This window comes from Pseudomonas sp. 01L34, from assembly GCF_056400265.1.
Genome location: NZ_JBFTSX010000009.1, coordinates 202226 through 219188 on the forward strand (window position 1 = coordinate 202226; position 16963 = coordinate 219188).

Consider the following 16963-nt stretch of genomic DNA (forward strand, 5'->3'; position numbering starts at 1 on the left):
ACGCCTGATGAGCGAGCTTTTTTACAACGCTGTGCCGAACGCGACCCGCGTCGCCCCGCCACTGCCTGAACCTCGGCAATACCCCAGCGAAAAACCGTCACGGGTGTACCTGTTCGGGACCTGCGTGGTGGATCTGTTCTACCCCGAAGCCGGGATGGACGCGATCCACCTGCTGGAACGCGAGGGCATTCGTGTCGAATACCCGCAAGGGCAAAGCTGCTGCGGGCAACCGGCCTACACCTCGGGTTACACCGAACAGGCCCGGACCGTGGCGCGCTCGCAACTGGCGTTGTTTGCCGGGGATTATCCGGTGGTGGTGCCGTCGGGTTCTTGCGCGGGCATGTTGCGCGAACACTATGCCGACCTGTTCAAGGACGAGCCGCAAACGCTGAAACAGGTTCAGGCCCTCGCGGCACGGACTTACGAGCTTGCCGAGTTCTTGCTGTTTGTCTGCAAGGTGCAGCTCAAGGACAGCGGCGAACCGGTGAAAGTGGCGTTGCACACGTCGTGCTCGGCACGTCGTGAAATGAACACCCACCTGCATGGCCGTGAGTTGTTGGCGCAGCTGAGCAACGTGGAGCGAGTCGACCACAGCCACGAAAGTGAATGCTGTGGCTTTGGTGGGACTTTCAGCGTCCGTATGCCGGATATTTCCGGTGCGATGGTGGCTGACAAGACCCGTGCGTTGAAGGAATCCGGCGCGCACAAGGTACTCAGTGCCGACTGCGGCTGCCTGATGAACATCAACGGCTCGTTGGAGAAACAGCAGGAGGCGTTGCGCGGTCAGCATCTGGCCAGCTTCCTTTGGCAGCGTACCGGAGGTGCCCGATGAGCAGCTCCACGATTATTCCTACGGTCGCCGTAGATGAAGATTTTCGCAGCCGGGCTCACAAGGCTTTGGCTGACACGCAATTGCGAAACAACTTTCGCAGCGCGATGGATTCACTGATGAACAAACGGGCAGCGTCCTTCAGCGATGCCCATGAAAGAGAACATTTGCGAGCGCTGGGCAATGCGGTCCGCGCCCGTGCATTATCCAAGCTGCCCGACCTGCTCGAGCAGCTTGAACAGAACCTGACCCGCAACGGTGTGACAGTGCACTGGGCGGAAACGGTGGACGAAGCCAATGGCATCGTCTTGTCGATCATCCGCGCTCACGAGGCGCGGCAAGTGATCAAGGGCAAATCGATGGTCAGCGAAGAGATGGAGATGAACCATGTCCTCGAAGCTCAAGGCATTGAATGCCTGGAGTCGGACATGGGTGAATACATCGTCCAGCTCGACCACGAGAAGCCTTCACACATCATTATGCCGGCGATCCACAAGAATGCCGGTCAGGTCGCGTCCTTGTTCCACGACAAACTTGGCGTGGAGTACACCAAGGACGTTGACCAACTCATTCAGATCGGTCGAAAAGTCTTGCGGCAGAAATTCTTCGAAGCCGACATCGGCGTCTCCGGCGTCAACTTCGCAGTGGCCGAAACCGGCACCTTGCTGCTGGTGGAAAACGAAGGCAACGGGCGGATGACCACCACGGTGCCGCCGGTGCACATCGCCGTAACCGGCATCGAAAAAGTCGTGGAAAACCTGCGCGACGTAGTGCCGCTGTTGTCGCTGCTGACCCGCTCGGCCCTGGGCATCCCGATCACCACCTACGTCAACATGATCTCCGGCCCGCGCAAGGAACATGAACTCGACGGCCCACAGGAAGTGCACTTGGTGCTGCTCGACAACGGTCGCAGCCAGGCATTTGCCGACAGCGAATTGCGCCAGACCCTGAACTGCATCCGCTGCGGCGCCTGTATGAATCATTGCCCGGTCTACACCCGAATCGGCGGTCATGCCTACGGCGAGGTTTACCCTGGGCCTATCGGAAAAATCATCACCCCGCACATGGTCGGCCTGGCGAAAGTCCCCGACCACCCGAGCGCCTCGTCGTTATGCGGCGCCTGCGGTGAGGTCTGCCCGGTAAAAATTCCGATTCCTGCATTGCTGCGTCGCCTGCGGGAAGAAAACGTCAAAGCGCCGGACAGCCCACATCAAGTGATGCGCGGTCAGGGCAGCAAGTATTCGCGCAAAGAACGATTTATCTGGAACGCCTGGGCCAGGCTCAACAGTTCGCCAACGCTTTATCGCCTGTTCGGCTTCTTCGCCACTCGCCTGCGAGCGCTGACGCCGAGCAACGTCGGCCCATGGACCCAGAACCACAGCGCACCGAAACCCGCGGCCCGCTCACTGCATGACATGGCCCGCGAGCATCTGGCCAAACAGGGGGACCGTTGATGAGCGCCAAGCAAAATATCCTCGCCAAATTGCGCAACAGTCTGACGGGCACCACGCCGGTGGCTGACAACTTCGATGTCGAACTGGTGACCGAGCCTTACACCTACACGCCGGAACAACGCATTTCGCAACTGCGCAAACTGATGGAAGCGGTGCATACCGAAATCCATCTGACGTCCAGGGAAGGCTGGCCCGAATTGCTCGCGCAACTGCTGCGGGACCGCCAGTTGCCGAGCCTGCTGATTGCGCCGACGACGCCCCACGGGCAACGCATCACCGAGCATTGGGCGAAAAATCCTGGCCTGCCAGCGCTCAAAGCCTACAACCGCCCGGTCGAGGAATGGAAAGCCGAGTTGTTCAACGACACCCCGGCCAGCCTGACTACCACCCTCGGCGCGATCGCCGCGACCGGTAGCCTGATTCTCTGGCCGACGCGGGAAGAACCGCGCTTGATGAGCCTGGTGCCGCCAGTGCATTTTGCCCTGCTCAAGGCCAGTGAAATCCGCGACAACTTCTATCAGGTGCAGCAGGAATTCGAATGGGCCCAAGGCATGCCGACCAACGCCTTGCTGGTGTCCGGCCCGTCGAAGACTGCCGACATCGAGCAAGTGCTGGCTTACGGTGCCCACGGCCCGAAAGACCTGGTGGTGTTGATCCTGGAGGACCAATGAGTCTACCGGCGGCTTTTCTGCGCGATGCGCAGCAACTGATTCCTGAAACACGACGTTTCGACGACCCGCTATCAACCCTGGCCTTCGGCACCGACGCCAGTTTCTACCGGCTGATTCCAAAACTGGTGATCCGCGTCGAGTCCGAAGACGAAGTAGTGGCGCTGCTCAAACTGGCGCAACGGGACCACGTCCCGGTGACCTTCCGTGCCGCCGGCACCAGCCTGTCTGGCCAGGCCATCAGTGACTCGGTGCTGATCGTGCTGGGGGATAACTGGAACGGTCGCGAGATCCGTGGCCAGGGTACGCAAATCCGTCTGCAACCGGGCGTGATCGGCGCGCAGGCCAATGCGTGGCTGGCACCGTTCGGACGCAAGATCGGTCCGGATCCGGCGTCGATCAATGCCTGTAAAATCGGCGGCATCGTCGCCAACAATGCCAGCGGCATGTGCTGCGGCACAGCGCAAAATACCTATCACACCCTGGCCGGCATTCGTCTGGTGCTGGCCGATGGCAGCCGACTCGATACCGAAGACGCCAGCAGTGTTGCGGCGTTCCGAAAGAGCCACGCCGAATTGCTGGAGCGTCTGGCGACACTGGGCCGCGAGACCCGCGCCAATGCCGAACTGGCTGCGAAAATTCGCCACAAATACCGTCTGAAAAATACCACCGGGCTGTCACTCAATGCCCTGGTGGATTTTGACGAGCCTGTGGATATCTTGAGCCACTTGCTGGTGGGTTCCGAAGGCACGCTGGGGTTCATCAGCGCGGTGACCTACGACACGGTGATCGATCACCCGAACAAGGCATCGGCGCTGATTGTGTTCCCGGACGTGGAAACCTGCTGCAACGCGGTTTCCGTCCTGAAAAGCCAACCAGTGTCGGCCGTGGAACTGCTGGACCGTCGCAGCCTGCGCTCAGTGCAGGACAAGCCCGGCATGCCGGCTTTCGTACAACAACTGTCGCCTAATGCCTGCGCTCTGTTGATCGAATCCCGCGCGGCCTCCTCCACTTTGCTGCAGGAACAACTGGCGCAGATCATGGCGTCGCTGACCGACTTCCCAGTGGAAAAACAAGTCGACTTCACCGAAGACCCGGTGGAAAACGCCCGGCTCTGGGCGATCCGCAAGGACACCTTCCCCGCCGTCGGCGCGGTGCGCAAAACCGGCACCACGGTGATCATCGAAGACGTGACCTTCCCGGTGGAACAACTGGCCATCGGCGTGAATCGCCTGATCGAGCTGTTCGACAAACATCACTACGACGAAGCGATCCTTTTCGGACACGCCCTGGAAGGCAATCTGCACTTTGTCTTCACCCAAGGCTTCAACAGCGCGGAAGAAGTCGCACGCTACCAGGCGTTCATGGACGACGTGGCGCAGTTGGTGGCCGTGGAGTTCGGCGGCTCGCTGAAGGCCGAACACGGCACCGGTCGCAACATGGCGCCCTTCGTCGAACTGGAATGGGGCAGCGACGCCTACCAGTTGATGTGGCAGCTCAAACGCCTGCTCGACCCCAACGGCATTCTCAACCCGGACGTGGTGCTCAGCGACGATCCACAGATCCACCTCAAACACCTGAAGCCGCTGCCCGCCGCCGATGAGATTGTGGATAAGTGCATCGAATGCGGTTTCTGCGAACCGGTGTGCCCGTCGAAAGGCCTGACCTTGAGCCCACGCCAGCGCATCGTGATCTGGCGTGACATCCAGGCGAAGAAACGCGCCGGCATAGACACCGCCGAATTGGAGCAAGCCTACGAATACCAGGGCATCGATACCTGCGCCGCCACAGGCCTGTGTGCACAACGTTGCCCTGTAGGCATCAACACCGGCGAGCTGGTGAAAAAGCTCCGTGGCCGTAACGCGACCCATACGAAAACCGCCAACTGGATTGAAGGCAATTTCGCCACTGCGTTACAAGGCGCGCGCTTCACCCTGCATGTCGCCAACGGTGCGCGGATGCTGTTGGGGGCGCCACGCTTGGCGAAGCTTTCGGCAACATTGACCCGCTTGTCCAAAGGCCAGGTCCCGCAATGGACCAACGCCATGCCACAGCCGGAAAAGGCCATTCGCTTCAGCCCGAGCGTATCGGACGAACGCCCTCGGGTGGTGTATCTCGCGGCCTGCGTGTCGCGGGTCATGGGCCCGGCGGCGGGTGATAAAGAGCAAATGTCGCTGTACGACAAAACCCGTGGCCTGCTGGAAAAGGCCGGTTACCAGGTAGTCTTTCCAGACAATCAGGACAACCTCTGCTGCGGCCAGCCATTCGCGTCCAAGGGCTATGCCGAACAGGCCGAACACAAACGTCAGGAGCTGATCGGCGCACTGCTGCACGCCAGCCGCGGCGGGCTCGACCCGATCTACTGCGACACCAGCCCCTGCACGCTGCGGCTGGTTCAGGACCTGGGCGACGTACGACTGGACCTGTACGACCCGGTGCGTTTCATCCGTACGCATTTGATGGACCGACTGGACTTCACCCCGCAGGAAGCACCGATCGCGGTGCACGTCACGTGCAGCACGCAGCATCTAGGCGAGAGCCAGGCGTTAATCGATCTGGCGCGCAAATGCAGTAAAAACGTGGTCATTCCGGAAGGCATTCACTGCTGTGGTTTTGCTGGCGACAAAGGCTTCACCACGCCGGAATTAAACGCCCATTCGTTACGCACGCTGAAGGACTCGGTACAGCAATGCAGCGAAGGGATTTCCACCAGCCGCACCTGTGAGATTGGTCTGACACAACACGGTGGAATTGACTACCACGGGCTGGTCTATCTGGTGGATCGGGTGACCCAGGCCAGAGCGGTCTGACACCGAAGCACAAAAAGAAGGGGCAATAACGCATAATGCAAAAACCCGTTCCCACAGGGATTGTGCGTTAGGCGTCATTGCCCCTTTTTCGCACCCTCCTCCCGGAAAATCTTTCACTCCCTCGCAAGCGAAAACAGAACCCTTGCACGCCGTCACAGTCCATTTGTTAAGCCCCAATCAGCGTGGCCCAATCCCCACCCCCGTTCCAGGAGATACCCATGAAGCGTTCCGCCCTGGCTGGACTGCTCCTCACTGCAACAATGCTGGCCTCCTCCGCATACGCCTCAAACGATAGCGATCAATGCGTAATGAAGCTCCAGGAGGTCAACAGCAAGCTGTCCAGCGCAGCCACGCTGGACGCCGCCACCAAAGGTGTCGTCGTCACCAAAGCCGAACAAGCCAAGGCCGCCCACGCCTCCAACAACGACAGAGAGTGTGTTTCCCTGGCGCAGCAAGCGCTCCAGGACATTCAAAGCCACATGAATAGCCATTAGGGCCGGGCCAGATAACATGCAGGTAAGGACAGAAGGTCGACTCGCCGCGCGTATTGGCGTACACTTCGCTTACCTGCTGGTTACACACAGCAGGTTCGGGGCCGCTTTGGATTCGACGCCGGTTGCGAAACTTTAGGTGCATGCCGACTTGGTAACAGAAGTCGTAAATCCACTGTTGCAACTACTTATAGTTGCCAATGACGAAACCTACGGCCAGGAATTCTCTCTCGCTGCGTAAGCAGCCTTAGATCCTGAGCTTCTGGTACCTTCGGGTCCAGCAATCATCAGGGGATGTCTGTAAACCCAAAGTGATTGTCATATAGAACAGAATCGCCGTGCAGTACGTTGTGGACGAAGCGGCTAAAACTTACACAACTCGCCCAAAGCACCCTGCCCGTCGGGTCGCTGAGGGTTAACTTAATAGACACGGCTACGCATGTAGTACCGACAGCGGAGTACTGGCGGACGGGGGTTCAATTCCCCCCGGCTCCACCAATCCGAAAACGACAAAGCCCGCCAAGTGCGGGCTTTGTCGCATCTGGGGTTTGTCCCTCCTCCTCCCTCCAAGCCCCAGCATACAAGCGGGCTCCTTTGCTTTGATTCTGCTGAACGGTTCTTGAAATGTAAGCGGCTGGCAAACACATGTGGACCGCGCGTTCAATAACCATCTGCGCTCGTGAACTGGTTAGGGTATCGGTTATTGTCCCAATCGGCGGCCGCGTCAGTAGACTGCCTGCGGTGAGTAATCAGCATTGGAGTTGCGCAATGGCGACGTTTAAGACCCGCAGACTTTTGATAACGCGCCTGTCGCCGGATGATGTCAGTTTTGTGATGACGATGGAGGCCGACCCAGAGGTCATGCGCTACACGACCGGAGTAGTTGCCCCTACCCCTTCTCGACGGAAAGAAGTTCTCGCCTATGTAAATTCTGCACCGCATGAGGGGCCAGGGCATTGGCGTGTGGAGTTACAGGGGAAACCAATTGGCTGGATAAGCCTCACCCCCCTAGAATCCACTGATCGATTTCAACTGGCATACCGTTTCGCTAAAGTCTTTTGGGGTAACGGATACGCTACAGAGGCTGGTGCGGCAATTCTCGATTATGCGCGTGACGTGCTAGGTCTTTCAGAGTGTGTTGCTCTCGTCTGGCCCGATAACAATGCTTCTACTTATGTTTTATCTAAGTTGCGGTTTCAGTATGAAGGCTCTTCCGTGTACTACGGTAATGACGTGAATGTCTTTGTCCGTGCGCTGGATGTATAGGCTTCGGATGAAGCTGCCTTGGGCTCATCGACGGTATCCAGACACTCATCGGCACCCTGCCCTGCGTCGCCACCATCGAACGCCACGACGGATCCCAAACGCCCTTCCAGAAGCTGCACCCCGCTCCAGACGACGACAACCTGATCCAGACCGACCGCGTCTTTATCAAGCACGGTTACGCACCATCGTCTGAGACCATCGAGTATTTGAAAAGCCTGGGGGTGGATCGGGTTAAAGGCCCTTTTCTCTTCCTACCGGGATGACTCTATTTTTGAGCATCCGGAGGCGATGGCTTTGGTGCCATGTCCAAGTATTGGGCACTGGTCGGATCGGTGATACGTGCGGCTGGCTTTGCCATGCATGACTCCCTGTCAGCGGTATCAACGATGGTCGACCTTAGCAGATTTGTTCTGGCAACAGGCTCATCTTCAGCTCGTCCATTTAACGCAAGCGTTCAGCGATTACGCATTCCCAGTTTGCAACTGTTAGCGTCGTTGGTCGGTCCCGCTATCATGCAGGGCATAGATCACGAATGTAGATAACGCCATGCCAAGATTGTCATTCGCCATCAGAATTTTGTTCGCATGCTGCCTTTTCATCGCAACTGCTAATCACATCCGTGCAGACGTTTCGCATGGATTGCTCTGGGACTACGGATACGGGGATAGCGCTTACTTGGCCAGCCGCATTTTCTGGGGGGCGCTTACGTTTTTTGACCCGCTTGCAGCACTGCTACTTTTCATCAAGCCAAGAGCCGGAATCGTGCTTACGTTAGCGATTATTTTGGTCGACGTGACCCATAACACTTTATACGTCGCGTTGAATCAACAATGGCTGGAGCCGTTTTACCTGTCCCAGGTAGCTTTCCTTGCCACAGTATTCCTACTCTCACCCATCGCTTGGAATGGCCCTATTCGGGACGGAGCGCTCACCAATCCAGTCCGACTGTAACTAGCTCCATTTATGAGATAGAAGCTCTTCGATCTCACTCGCCCGCAGCGTCGGTCCACACCTGCCTGACAGGCTCGTACACACCATCCTAGGAAATTTCCCGCAACCCGTAGCGGCTTCCATGAACTGGCGAACAACATTTCTGGAAGATAGTCTTCCCTCTTCGCTGCAACCCGGCGGACGGTTTTGACAGGCCGAAAAGCGTAGGGATCCCTAACCTTTCGGAGTTCCTCCATGAAAAAGACCAACCCACTTGAAAACCCAACCCTTTCAGAGTCGGAAGACCTCGACCTGACCCAACTCTCCCAAGCCACCCAACGCGCCGTCAGCGCCCGCTTGCGCAACCCGAAACACCCCGACCCCGTGAGCCATGTGTTCACCATCCTCCCCGACGTCGACACCCCCACCCTGCTCGGTCACGCCAGCGAAACCCTGGCCTCCTTGAACGTCATGACCACCGACCTGGCCGACCATCTCGAAGGCTCGCATCGCAATGTGGCATTGGCGATGCAGCAACTGGCCGTGCTGGCCGAGATGTTGATCAATCGAGCGCTGGATAACCTTGATTCGCCCATGCCGGCGGTCGAGCCCGTCTGCCACTGAGCAATCGCGATCGTTGATCGAATGGAGGTTTTGTCATGGATCGATACATGCCGATCACCGGCATCGACTGCACTATCGCGTCGCTGCTGATCGACACTGAAGCGCCGCTGGATGTGCTGCATGAAACGGCGGCTTACCGCATCCGCACGGCGACTCAATTGCTGGAGAGTTTCGCTGTGAACGAAGGCGTTCACAGTGAGCTGGCGCGGGTGTTGGTGACTTCGTTGCGCGATGGTTGCGATTTGCTGGATGTGGTGGGGCGGCGGTTGCAGAGGCAGGTTTCAGCGTCTTAACGCATCCGGCATAGGGCATCGTTGCCCCCCAACGCAAAAAGGCACCTGACGAGCCTATCGCAGGTGCCTTTTTTGTGGATTCGATTCAATGCGCTATCGATGCATGACGAGTATCGTGTTTCTCAATCATGCCTTTTGCTACGGAACAGATGATGAACAAAAGCGTTATATACGCCTTGGGTGCTGCAGCGCTGTTTGGCGCCAGCACGCCGCTTGCCAAGGTCCTGGGGCTGAACGTTTCACCCGTCTTGCTCGCCGGTTTGCTTTACCTGGGAAGTGGCTTGGGTCTCACGGTTACCCGGCTGATCCGCGATCGCGGCTGGCAGCCTGTCGGTTTAACCATTTCAGAATGGCCATGGCTCATTGGTGCTATCGCGTTCGGCGGCGTGTTGGGGCCGGTGTCTTTAATGTTTGGCCTTACCCTCACATCAGCTACCACTGCTTCGCTGTTGCTAAACCTTGAGGCGGTATTGACCGCCCTGCTTGCCTGGATGGTGTTCAAGGAGAACGCCGACCGGCGGATCGTCGCTGGAATGATCGCAATCGTTGCCGGTGGCGTGCTCTTGGGTTGGCCTCAGACTTCCGCAGGGATCCACGGCTGGGTTGGCCCGGTCGCCGTGGTGATTGCCTGTTTTTGTTGGGCCATCGATAACAACCTTACCCGGAAGGTTTCCGCATCGGATGCATTGTTCATCGCTGGCATCAAAGGATTGGTCGCCGGGGTCGTCAACTGCGCTTTGGGGATTGCTCTTGGCATGCATCTCCCCGAGTTATCTCTATTGGGGCCAACGCTACTGGTAGGCTTTTTGGGCTACGGCGTTAGCCTGGTGCTGTTCGTTTTGGCTTTGCGGGGGCTTGGCACCGCGCGCACAGGTGCGTACTTCTCTACTGCACCGTTCCTGGGGGCCGCTATTTCGATCCTGTTGTTAGGCGAAGCGGTGACGTGGGTGTTTTGGGTGGCTGCCGGCCTGATGGGAGTTGGCGTCTGGATACACCTGACCGAAAGCCACTCTCACGAGCACCAACACGATCCGCAAACACATGACCATCCGCATATTCATGACGAGCACCATCAACATGAACATGCCTTTGAGTGGGACGGCACTGAACCTCATAGCCATTTACACGACCACGCTCCCATTAAACACAGTCATCCGCACTTTCCCGATATCCATCACAGGCACCAACACTGAGCGACTGAGACGGCGTGGCGGTTGCTCAGGGTCAACAGTAGTGGAAAAGGATTTCTCTGACAGATTAGAACCACGTCATCCTGGGAATTTTCCTGCAACCCGTAGCGACTGCCATGAACTGGTGAACAACATTTCTGAAAGATAGTCTTCACCCTTCGCTGCGACCCTGCGGATGGTTTTAACAAGCCGAAATTACGTAAGGATCCCTAAACCAATGGAACGCCCTTATGAAAAAGATCACCCGAATCCCACTGAAAAATCCGGCCACTTCACAACCTGAAACCCTCGACCCGACCCAACAGCCCAAAACCACCGAACGCTCCGTCAGTGCCCGCCGGCGCAACCTGAACAGGAACATCTTCAGCGTCCGCCCCGACGTCGACATGCCCACCCTGCTCGCTCACGCCAGCGAAACCCTGGCGTCCCTCAACGTCATGACGCTGGACTTTGCCGACCGACTCGAAGGCCCGCAGCGCAATGTGGCACTGGCGCTTCAGCAGTTGACGATGCTGACCGAGCTTTTGGTCAACCGAGCGAAGGATAACCTTGATCCGAACGCGTCGGTGGCCGTGGGCGAGCCTCCCGTTCTTCACTGAGTGATCGCGCTCGTTGATCGAATGGAGTCTTTACCGCTCCCCCAACACAAAAAGGCACCTGACGAGAATATCGCAGGTGCCTTTTTGGGCTTTGAATGGGTAGAGATGTTATGTATGCATGACAATTGAAGCTGAATGTTACTTATACAAGACAATGCAGTGTCAGACGACTCAACACTAGGTTTCATAATCTGCAACTTACTGTCGACTCAATAGACGAGAGAGTAGCCACGTTTTCGCCCAAGCGACTTACAGGACAGGGTTTTCAGAAATTTCCTGCAAGCCGTGACGACTCCGAGCTGATTGTGTAGCTCACGCTTCAAACCTACTCTGCCCAAACAAAACAGCGGTTCGTCCCCGACCAGTTGCTTGAGTTCACCCTTACGACCAGAATCCATCCATCGGATCACCTGCTGACAAGGAGGCCAACATGCAAAACATTAAGCTACCTAGCCGCCTTGTCGGCATTGGCTTGTACACCCCAGCAGAAGCTTCGCTTTACACCGGGATTTCAGCTACCGATATACGCCGCTGGTTATTCGGATACACCGCCCACGGTGTTCAGCATCCGGGGCTTTGGGACTCAGAGCTGTCTGATGTGAACGAGTGCGTTCTAGGCTTTCATGACTTACTGGAAATTCGTTTCGTTCATGCTTTTCGCCAACACGGCGTAAGCCTGCAAGCCATCCGTAGTGCCTCGCAGCAAGCAAAAGAGTTGTTTAACCAAGCGTACCCATTCACCTGCAAACGCTTTCAAACCGACGGACGAAGCATCTTCGCCACGGTGATGGGTGAAACAGGGGATGAGGCACTTCTGGACTTGATCAAGCGACAGTATGCATTCGAACAAGTCATCAAACCTTCGCTCTATGAAGGTATCGACTACACAGGATCAGGCTCGGCGCAGCGCTGGTATCCGGTCAAACGCAGCAAAGCCATCGTTCTCGACCCCTCTCGAAACTTTGGAAAACCTGTCCTGTCAGGTACGGGAATTGACACAGCAGCCATTTTTAGCGCCTACAGAGCTGAAGGCAGAGACGTCAAACGTGTAGCCCGCCTCTATGAAATACCTATTGCTGCAGTTGAGGCAGCGGTCAGTTTTGAGCAAAGGAATGCGGCTTGAAGTTCCTATTGGATAACAATCTTCCCCCTGCGTTGGCCCGAGCCTTGAACGAACTGACTAAAGCTGAGGGCCATTCGGTACTGTCTTTAAGGGATAAATTTCCGCAAAGCACCGCTGATGTGGCATGGATATCAGTGCTGAGAGAAGAAGGTGGATGGGCTGTCATCTCTCAAGACAAATTCACAAAAGGTGATATTGAAAAGAGAGCGTTCCGCGAGTGCGGACTGCCGGTCTTCTGTTTGGCCAAGCATTGGGGAAACGAGTCTTATTGGAACAAAGCGCATAACCTGGTGCGATGGTGGCCGTCGATCATGAGTCAGGCACATCTGAATGGAGGTGGCGCTGCGTTCCGCGTACCGTGGAAATGTCCGGCGCACGGAAAATTTGATCAAATAAAAATATAAACCCCGAACCGTGACAGGGCTTCTTTTCATTCATACCTTTGGTGAAGCTACGAGCGACTGAAGCCATCCATCCACATGAATTTTTCTTCACCCCACCGCCCCCCCTCCAACCTGTACATTCCCCCTCGCTCATTCAAGAAACTACGGTTTGCCCGCCCTCCCGCGGGCTTTTTTTTGCCTGCGATCTGGTTAGCGGTCGGTTCCAGTGACTGCTCCCACCATCATTTCAACCGATACAGATACATAACCTGCGCCTCATGCGGCTGCAAACAAGGCCTCTGATAACACCGTCTGATCAAACCAAACCCGGCCGCTTCGGCCAGCCGCTGGCTCGCCACATTGGCCGATGCGATGGTCAGGTAAAACGTGAAACCGGGCATGCTTTTGATCAACGCTTCAAGCGCCGTGCGCATATAGCCTTTGCCCGAATACTCGGTATTGACCCAGTAGCCGACCACATACCGGTTACGGCGCCGGGGCTTCAAGCCAATACAGCCGATGATCGCGTGCGCGGTATCGTCGACGATAAACAGCCGCCGCTCACCGGTTTCGCTTTTGAATTCATCGACTGCCCGCGCGAGGAACGATCGGGCCTCGTCCTCGGTGGTGTAGGGTTTGGCCCAGGGCAGAAATTCGCAGTGGACTGTAAAACTGGCGTTCAGCGCATGCTGCAACGCTTTACACCATTCGGGGTCGGGGGCGCTCAATCTCAATGTGTGAGTGCCAACCGTCAGCGCAAGCTCCATTGCATCATCCTTAACTACCAACTCCATGACGTCAGACAATAACAGCGCCTGGAAGGACGCTGCTACTCAGATCGCCCCCCGTTAGTGCTGCCCCAACGTCACCCGTCACCTCTCGCTGGTCGTTCATGTTTCGTTAAGCATTCAACTCGTATGCTTGGGGTTCCCGGTCCCCTGCTCGGTTAGCCAGAAACTCATGTCACGCCCCGTCTCTTCACTGTTTCTACTCGCCGCTCTGCTATTTTTCTTCGCGCTAAGCAATCACCAATTACAAGGTTCCACGGAGGCCCGGGTCGCCGGAATTGCCATGGAGATGCACCTGGATAACGACTGGGTGACCCCGCATTTGTTCGGCGAGCCATTTCTTGAGAAACCGCCCTTGAGCTTGTGGCTCGACGCCGGGGCGATTCGCGCATTCGGCGGTACGCCGTGGGCGGTGCGGCTCGCGTCGGCGTTTGCCGGGTTGTTCAGCGTGATGTTGCTGTATGCGATGCTGCGGCGGTTCGACCGGCCCAAGGTCATTGCCTGGACGGCGGGGATTTTGCTGGCGACCATGGCCAGTTACTGGAGCAACACGCGCAGCGTCGGCGAAGACGCGTTGCTGGCCTTCGGCGTGAGCATGGCGCTGCTGGCATTTTTTCAGGGGACACGGTATTCGACTGTCGGCAACGCCCTGCTTTTTGCATCAGGGATCGCCATCGCGACCTTGAGCAAAGGCGTACTGGGGCTGGCGATGCCGGGGGTGGTGATTTTCGCGTATCTGCTGACCGAAGCCTTGATGGACAAGCGCCTGAAGCCCTCGGACTGGCTGCGCCCCGGCCTGTTGACACTGTTGGGATTGGTGCCGCTGATGATCTGGCTCGCGGTGCTGTATCAGCGCGATGGTGTGCATGCCGTGGGGGAAGTGTTGCTGACCAACAGTGTCGGGCGCTTCAGCGGCTCCTTCGTCGAGGCCGGCCATTACGAACCGTTCTACTACTACCTGGCCAAGCTGCCGGAGACCTTCGCGCCCTGGAACATTCTGGTGTACCTGGGGCTGTGGCACTTTCGCAAAAGCCTGATGGCCAATCGTTACCTGTTGTTCTTCACGGTGTGGCTGCTGGCGCAGTTCGTCATGCTGACCCTGGCGTCGAGCAAACGCACGGTGTACCTGATGTCCATGACGCCTGCAGCGGCGGTGATTGCCGCGGAATATGCGAGCGTGCTGTTCGAGCGACTTCAGGCCTACTCCGGTGCATCGACCTTGCCGGGGCTGATTGTCCGGCATCGTCGCGGTATAGGGGTTGGCGTACTGGCCATGGTGATTGGCAGCTACCTCGCTGCCGCACAATGGGTATTGCCTCACGCTGATCGCACACTGTCCTTCCTGCCGCTGACTGAACAGATTCAGGCATTCCAGGCCAGCGGGCAGCAGGTCGCATTGTTTCAAGCCAACGAGCGGGTGGGCGGCGCCAGCGTGTTCTACACCCGACGCGTACTCAAAGGCCTGGATACCGAGGCGCAATTGCATGAGTTTCTGAGCGCCTCACCGGCTAATGTGGCACTCATGTCTGGTGTAAATGAACCCGCCGCACCCTTAAAGGTGATCAAGACAATGATGGTGGGGCGTCAGGCTTACTACTTTGTAACCCTGTAAACGGCTCAGCGACGGGTAGCTCAGCCTTTTGCAGCACCGGCAGCTCCAGTCGCGCCCGCCCATAGAACGCCAATGCCGTCAGTAAACACGTCAGCCACACGAAGATCCCGGCCCAAAAGGTGTGGGACATGTAGTGCCAGCCTTGCAGGACCCGTGTCGTGCCGTAGACGAAACCGAGCAGCAGCGAGCCGTACATCATCGCTTTAGCGTACCGCCAGCGGTAGCGGCGAGCCACGAAGTACAGCGCGAGCATGGTGAAGCCGCCCGACGCATGCCCACCCGGCCAGCAGCGACCGTCACCGGCTTCTTTCAGCAGGTCAAAATTCTGGTACCACTCCTTGTGCTCGATTTTCCCGGCGTACTGAGTGGTTTCAACCGGGCAATACACACTGGTGTGGCTCTTGAGGTAGTGGATAACGCCGGTGCTGATGGAAAACGCGAACACCACATACAGGAAGTCCCGGCGGTGTTTACTGGCGAACCGAAGCACAGGCGCGACTTTGATTTTTTCCAGGAAGGCGATGATCTTCGAATGTTTTTCAGCCTTCAGTCGCGGCCAGAGAAATGACAGCAAGGCGCCGATGATCGCAATCTCACCCGTCCAGTTCGGGATGATCCGCGCCCATTTATGGGTGATCTGCTCGAACAGACGGACATGCTCCAACGGAAACACCTGGGTAACCGGGTCATAAAAAAGATCGCTGAAAGCGATGTCGATTTTGGTCATGTCAAACATCAGGAACACCGCGACCGCGCAGGCCAGCGGAATACCAAAGTTCACCCAGTAAAAGCGGTAACGGGAAGAAGTCAGCATTGTACGTCCAGATCCAGAGTGATGAAGAAGAAGCTCATTCGGTGGTCACCGAATGCCAGTCAGAGGCTTCGATGGAACCAAGCATACGAGGTTCCTGAGGTTTTTCAGCGGAGATAAACAGAGAAGCGCCGTAGCCTAGCGTAGCAGTCGGCAGCTTGAGCTCTTTTTCGAGTTCCGCCATGCACTCACTGTGGGTCACCAGAATCAGGTTGCGCCCCGCCACTTTGTGCGCCAGAGCATCACGTAACATACTGCCCCGGCAGTTGATCAACCAGTCCTCGCCGACGCCAACCTTGTTGAACATATAACTGGAGGTCTGTGCCGCACGGATGATCGGACTGTTATAGATATCGGTCTTGTTCAGGCCCAGACGTTCAAACTGCGCACCGACCCCCACTGCCACACTGCGCGAGCGATCTGTAATGCCATCATTGCCAATCAGACAGGGGGCGGTGGAGTGATCGCAACGCTCAACGTGACGCACCAGCACGATCATGTCGCCCTTGGCCCACCCCGCAGCCAGCGCACGGGCACCCGCCACATTGCCATGGGACAGATCGGGCACAGCCGCAGGTCGCAACAGCCACACGGTCAGCGGAATCACCAGCAGCAGTGAGGCCACGATGACCATTGCGTTTCGATAACGGGCCAAACGGCTCAGATCGATCGAGCGTTTTATCCCGAACAGACTCAGTCTCAATTCCACGTTCAGCCGCCTCGCCGGCATGCATCACAATCATACAAAACCGCAAGGGTAGCGAGTCTCGCGTTGGCTGCTGGTGAAACCCATGTGAAAAAAAGCTTAAGAACTGCGTAAAAATCTTGTTACAGAATCCATCCGACAAAATCCTTTCAGCTCCCGGGATTGCGGCCGATACATACCTGCTACACACCTTGCTGGCTCCCAAAAACAAAAATCTTCCAGCCAACCGACGATCGAAAGCGCAACGTTCCTGGAGGAATTTGATGAATAGCTGGTTCGGCAACATCAGCGTGAACTTGAAACTGGGCCTGGGATTCGGCCTGGTCCTGGCACTGACCTGCATTCTCGCCCTGACCGGCTGGACCAGCCTGGGCGGGTTGATTGAC

General features: G+C 57.1%; 16 protein-coding genes, 1 other RNA gene and 1 pseudogene. 15 read left to right on the plus strand and 3 right to left on the minus strand.

The features are described 5' to 3' along the window. Positions 1-7: 7 nt before the first annotated feature. The 14 genes and pseudogenes from AC1DQM_RS26145 to AC1DQM_RS26210 all read left to right on the plus strand — a co-directional run bounded on the left by AC1DQM_RS26145 (position 8) and on the right by AC1DQM_RS26210 (position 12681). Positions 8-832, plus strand: coding sequence for a (Fe-S)-binding protein (locus AC1DQM_RS26145; RefSeq protein WP_018929467.1), 825 nt, complete (start codon positions 8-10; stop codon positions 830-832). Then, entirely contained in the window at positions 829-2283 is a 1455-nt protein-coding gene (locus AC1DQM_RS26150; RefSeq protein ID WP_018929466.1) for a LutB/LldF family L-lactate oxidation iron-sulfur protein, read from the plus strand. Before AC1DQM_RS26145 ends, AC1DQM_RS26150 begins: the two co-directional genes overlap by 4 nt. Next, a complete protein-coding gene (locus AC1DQM_RS26155) occupies positions 2283-2954 on the plus strand; it encodes a LutC/YkgG family protein (RefSeq protein ID WP_018929465.1) in 672 nt (223 codons plus the stop codon). The genes AC1DQM_RS26150 and AC1DQM_RS26155 overlap by 1 nt, the downstream gene beginning before the upstream one ends. Beyond that, positions 2951-5761: an FAD-binding and (Fe-S)-binding domain-containing protein gene (locus AC1DQM_RS26160; RefSeq protein ID WP_477747053.1), complete on the plus strand. Its 2811-nt coding sequence runs from the start codon at positions 2951-2953 to the stop codon at positions 5759-5761. The genes AC1DQM_RS26155 and AC1DQM_RS26160 overlap by 4 nt, the downstream gene beginning before the upstream one ends. 218 nt (positions 5762-5979) lie before the next feature. Continuing rightward, on the plus strand, positions 5980-6255 hold the full coding sequence (locus AC1DQM_RS26165) for a hypothetical protein (RefSeq protein ID WP_018929463.1): 276 nt from the start codon (positions 5980-5982) through the stop codon (positions 6253-6255). A 97-nt stretch (positions 6256-6352) separates the two neighbouring features. Next, positions 6353-6750: a transfer-messenger RNA gene (ssrA, locus tag AC1DQM_RS26170) on the plus strand. A 270-nt stretch (positions 6751-7020) separates the two neighbouring features. After that, positions 7021-7518, plus strand: coding sequence for a GNAT family N-acetyltransferase (locus AC1DQM_RS26175; RefSeq protein ID WP_477747054.1), 498 nt, complete (start codon positions 7021-7023; stop codon positions 7516-7518). 26 nt (positions 7519-7544) lie between these two features. Further along, positions 7545-7751, plus strand: a pseudogene (locus AC1DQM_RS26180) (hydrolase); the annotation flags it as partial. A 952-nt stretch (positions 7752-8703) separates the two neighbouring features. Further along, positions 8704-9072 carry a DUF6124 family protein gene (locus AC1DQM_RS26185; protein WP_413696278.1) on the plus strand — a complete coding sequence of 123 codons (369 nt, stop codon included), beginning with the start codon at positions 8704-8706 and terminating at the stop codon, positions 9070-9072. Positions 9073-9107: 35 nt separating this feature from the next. Next, complete coding sequence (locus AC1DQM_RS26190; RefSeq protein WP_028939924.1) at positions 9108-9365, plus strand: hypothetical protein; 258 nt, start codon at positions 9108-9110, stop codon at positions 9363-9365. A gap of 152 nt (positions 9366-9517) precedes the next feature. Beyond that, entirely contained in the window at positions 9518-10558 is a 1041-nt protein-coding gene (locus tag AC1DQM_RS26195; RefSeq protein ID WP_309475747.1) for a DMT family transporter, read from the plus strand. 227 nt (positions 10559-10785) lie between these two features. Continuing rightward, positions 10786-11154: a DUF6124 family protein gene (locus tag AC1DQM_RS26200; RefSeq protein WP_477747055.1), complete on the plus strand. Its 369-nt coding sequence runs from the start codon at positions 10786-10788 to the stop codon at positions 11152-11154. Positions 11155-11584: 430 nt separating this feature from the next. Then, positions 11585-12277, plus strand: coding sequence for a DUF433 domain-containing protein (locus AC1DQM_RS26205; protein WP_018929438.1), 693 nt, complete (start codon positions 11585-11587; stop codon positions 12275-12277). Beyond that, complete coding sequence (locus AC1DQM_RS26210; protein ID WP_018929437.1) at positions 12274-12681, plus strand: PIN-like domain-containing protein; 408 nt, start codon at positions 12274-12276, stop codon at positions 12679-12681. Before AC1DQM_RS26205 ends, AC1DQM_RS26210 begins: the two co-directional genes overlap by 4 nt. 221 nt (positions 12682-12902) lie before the next feature. On the opposite strand, the gene AC1DQM_RS26215 is transcribed toward AC1DQM_RS26210, so the two are convergent. Continuing rightward, positions 12903-13427: a GNAT family N-acetyltransferase gene (locus tag AC1DQM_RS26215; protein ID WP_477747056.1), complete on the minus strand. Its 525-nt coding sequence runs from the start codon at positions 13425-13427 to the stop codon at positions 12903-12905. Positions 13428-13620: 193 nt separating this feature from the next. Here AC1DQM_RS26215 and AC1DQM_RS26220 point away from each other — a divergent pair, with 193 nt between their 5' ends. Next, complete coding sequence (locus tag AC1DQM_RS26220; RefSeq protein ID WP_477747057.1) at positions 13621-15060, plus strand: ArnT family glycosyltransferase; 1440 nt, start codon at positions 13621-13623, stop codon at positions 15058-15060. On the opposite strand, the gene AC1DQM_RS26225 is transcribed toward AC1DQM_RS26220, so the two are convergent. Next, positions 15011-15874 carry a phosphatase PAP2 family protein gene (locus AC1DQM_RS26225; RefSeq protein ID WP_064616104.1) on the minus strand — a complete coding sequence of 288 codons (864 nt, stop codon included), beginning with the start codon at positions 15872-15874 and terminating at the stop codon, positions 15011-15013. The two genes, AC1DQM_RS26220 and AC1DQM_RS26225, sit on opposite strands and share 50 nt — an antisense overlap. A gap of 34 nt (positions 15875-15908) precedes the next feature. Then, positions 15909-16580 (minus strand): lipopolysaccharide core heptose(II)-phosphate phosphatase PmrG, encoded by a 672-nt coding sequence (gene pmrG / locus AC1DQM_RS26230; RefSeq protein WP_026286668.1) that lies wholly within the window; start codon positions 16578-16580, stop codon positions 15909-15911. Positions 16581-16963: the final 383 nt, after the last annotated feature.